At 67.4% G+C, this 2,696-nt stretch carries 3 protein-coding genes; all 3 read right to left on the bottom strand.

The window, feature by feature from the left end:
* Positions 1-176: 176 nt before the first annotated feature.
* Genes P1P75_RS40915 through P1P75_RS40905 form a run of 3 tightly spaced genes read right to left on the bottom strand, consistent with a single transcriptional unit; the run spans position 177 to position 2,487 of the window.
* Entirely contained in the window at positions 177-776 is a 600-nt protein-coding gene (locus P1P75_RS40915; RefSeq protein WP_319264954.1) for a hypothetical protein, read from the bottom strand.
* Between the two features lie 8 nt (positions 777-784).
* Positions 785-1,300, bottom strand: a complete 516-nt coding sequence (locus tag P1P75_RS40910; protein WP_319264952.1) for a hypothetical protein — start codon at positions 1,298-1,300, stop codon at positions 785-787.
* Positions 1,297-2,487 carry a hypothetical protein gene (locus tag P1P75_RS40905; protein ID WP_319264950.1) on the bottom strand — a complete coding sequence of 397 codons (1,191 nt, stop codon included), beginning with the start codon at positions 2,485-2,487 and terminating at the stop codon, positions 1,297-1,299. Before P1P75_RS40905 ends, P1P75_RS40910 begins: the two co-directional genes overlap by 4 nt.
* Positions 2,488-2,696: the final 209 nt, after the last annotated feature.

Here is a 2,696-nt window from a genome sequence, read left to right as displayed (position 1 = left end):
GGGTGGTGGCGGGGTCGTGCGGCCCGTTCGCGGCCGCGGGGACCGTCTCACTCGCCATCAGAATCCTCACTTTGAGTAGTCGTTATGTGCGGGATGATGTTCCTTGAAGATCCAGGCCAGGCATTCCTGGAAGCCACCCGGCCTGGATCTTCGACACTGCAAGAACGTGCTAACAACTACGCCGCGTTACGACGAGCCTTGCGGGCGCCAACAGCCATGAGCCCGGCCAGGGCCACGCCGCCGATCAGGAACCCGGAGTTGACCTCTCCCCCGCCGGGCGCCCCGTCCGGGCTGCCGGTGGAGGCGCCGGCGGCCTGCATGCCGACCTCGGTGGTGGACTGGTACTGGTCCTGGCAGTCCTCCAGGACGGAGCTGTAGGTGGCCCCGAGCTGCTTCCCGACGAGGGTCTTGTTGGCCTTGACGCAGGCGTCGACCTTGACCTGGCGGGCCGCGTCCAGGGTGGCCTGCGTCTTGGCCGCCTGGGTGCTGACCTGGTTGACGACCTTCAGCTTTTCCAGCTCAAGCTGGTCCCGCTTCAGGGCGATTTCCATGGCCTTCTGCTCCGCCTCCGCGGCGTTGGAAGAGGAGACCGACCAGCCGACCAGCGCGGTCGCGGCCAGCGCTGCGCCACCGAATGCGAGGGCCGCCTTTCCACGCGGGGTGAGTCCGGTCTTCGGGTGGTGAGGGGAATTTCCGTAGGGCAGGGGGTCCCTGGTTTCCGGGGCGAATCCCTGACGGGTGATTCGCTGGAATTCGAATTCGTCGTTGGGGGACATGGCGGGGGTCATTCTCCGTTCTTGCGTGCGGTGTGGGCGGACAGGGTGATGAGGTGGCTGACCTGCGGAAAGGTGCGCTCCGTGTGGTCGTTCCAGGCGTGGAACTGCTCGTGTACGCCGTGCTCTTGGAGGGTCTGCTGCATGTAGTCGACGGCCCGCGCGCGGGAGGCGGGGGTGACGTGTCCGGTGGTTTCGAGGAGGGTCTGGGCGCCGCGGATGCACATCCGGCCCGTGGGGCTGAAGTCCAGGCTGCGGGCCCAGCCGTACCGCTCGAGGACGGCGAGGGTCTGGGTGAGGTGGTCGGAGGGGATGAGGGGTATCGGGTTCTGCCACCAGCCCCAGTCGGCGAGGAGGTTGCGGACGCCGGCGGGGATGAGGAGGTGGAGGCGGCTCGGGTAGTCGGGGGCCACGGGCAGGACCAGGGGCGGATCGGTCCGAGGCCGCGGCGGGGCGGGTGTGGCGCGGCCCGAGGCCGCGAGCGGGGGTGCCGTCCGCGGCTTCTGGCGGGATCGGGTCTCGTTCACTCGGAGTCCCCCTTGCGGGCCTTCTCGAATGCCTCGTGCATTTCGTTGTAGAGGTCTCGGAGGGTCTGGTCGGATTCGCCGTATCCGCGCTCGCGCCAGTCCTTGATGAAGGCGCGCTGGGAGGGCTGTCCCAGGTCGGCGTAGACGCGGAATGCGCGGGCCTTGCGCTCGGCGTCGGTTGTGGCGGGGTTCGAACGCGGCTGCGGCTTGCCGTCCTGCGGCTCGGGTGCGTCTGTGGCGTGGCCGGTGGGTGCGGCTTCGAAAGCCGCGCTGGTCAGCGGGCTGAACCCAGCCGGAGGAGCCGCGTCCGGATTGAGAGGTCCGGTGTTCGACCGCACTCCGCGCATGAGGGCCACCTCGAAGTGCTCGCCGCCGATCTGCATGCCCTTCTCATAGGCGATCCGGTCGACCAGGTGAGCCTCGGCCATCTGCCGTTCGAAGCCATCCAGGCCGTGGAGTGCGGCGCGGCCGGCCTTTACCAGGGCGCGCCGGTACATGTGGTCTGTCATGCGCTTGGGCTTTCCGACGGAATTCAGGTGGACGAACTTGTCGGCGGCGTTGGCGCGTGAAATAGCTGCTGCGTCGGTGCCGCGTGATCCAATTCCGAGTCGGCTTTCGAGCCGGTTCTTCTGGTCGGTCCACAGACGGGCGAGGATTCCGTCGGACTTGATCTCGATCTTCCCCAGCTTGGCCTCGAGGCCGAGGAGCTTGTGCAGGCCGTAGGCGAGCATGACTGGGCCGACGATCCGCACGAGGGCAGTGCCGGCGTCCTCGTGTTCGTAGCGGACGACTTCGACGGCTCCGATCGCCTGGGCGAAGACGAGGAGGTACGCCACGCGGGCGGTGCCCTTGTCGTTGAACGCCCACGAGTACAGCGTCAGGCCGATCACGATGCCTTCGAGGGCGAGGCCGATGGTGAGGGTCCAGGGCTGGACCATGTGGAGGCGTGCTTCGGCGAAGCGGATGCTGGTGTTGGCGGAGAGGCTGAAGCCGAGGGCGACGACGGCGATCATGCCGAGGGTGCCGATGAGGGTGCGGCGCTTCTGCTTGTCGGGGGTGCGGGTGGTGTTCCGGGTGCGGGTCCTGGCGGCCATCCGGTAGCCGAAGGCGAGGGTGGTGAGGGCGAGGAGGGCGGCCCATGCCTGCACGGGCACCTGATCGACCGCGTTCCGGGCTTGGGAAAGCATGGGCGGGTCCTTCCTGGCGTTGAAGGGTGGTCAGGCGGCGGCGGTGTGCGTCTGGTTGGGGGCGTCGTCGCGGTGGTGGTGGCAAAAGCCGCAGACGGTGGCGGTGACGGGGTTGGGGGGGGGCAAAACCCGTCCCCTAAACACATTCCCCGACCCAAGAAAAAAGGAAAAATATCGGTAGCCCGTTTCTTGTTTGAAAAAAAAAAAAC

It is taken from the genome of Streptomyces sp. ID05-39B (assembly GCF_033794725.1).
GTDB lineage: Bacteria > Actinomycetota > Actinomycetes > Streptomycetales > Streptomycetaceae > Streptomyces > Streptomyces bobili.
Note: the sequence above shows the minus strand (reverse complement) of the source record. Positions and strands in the feature narration are given on the sequence as shown.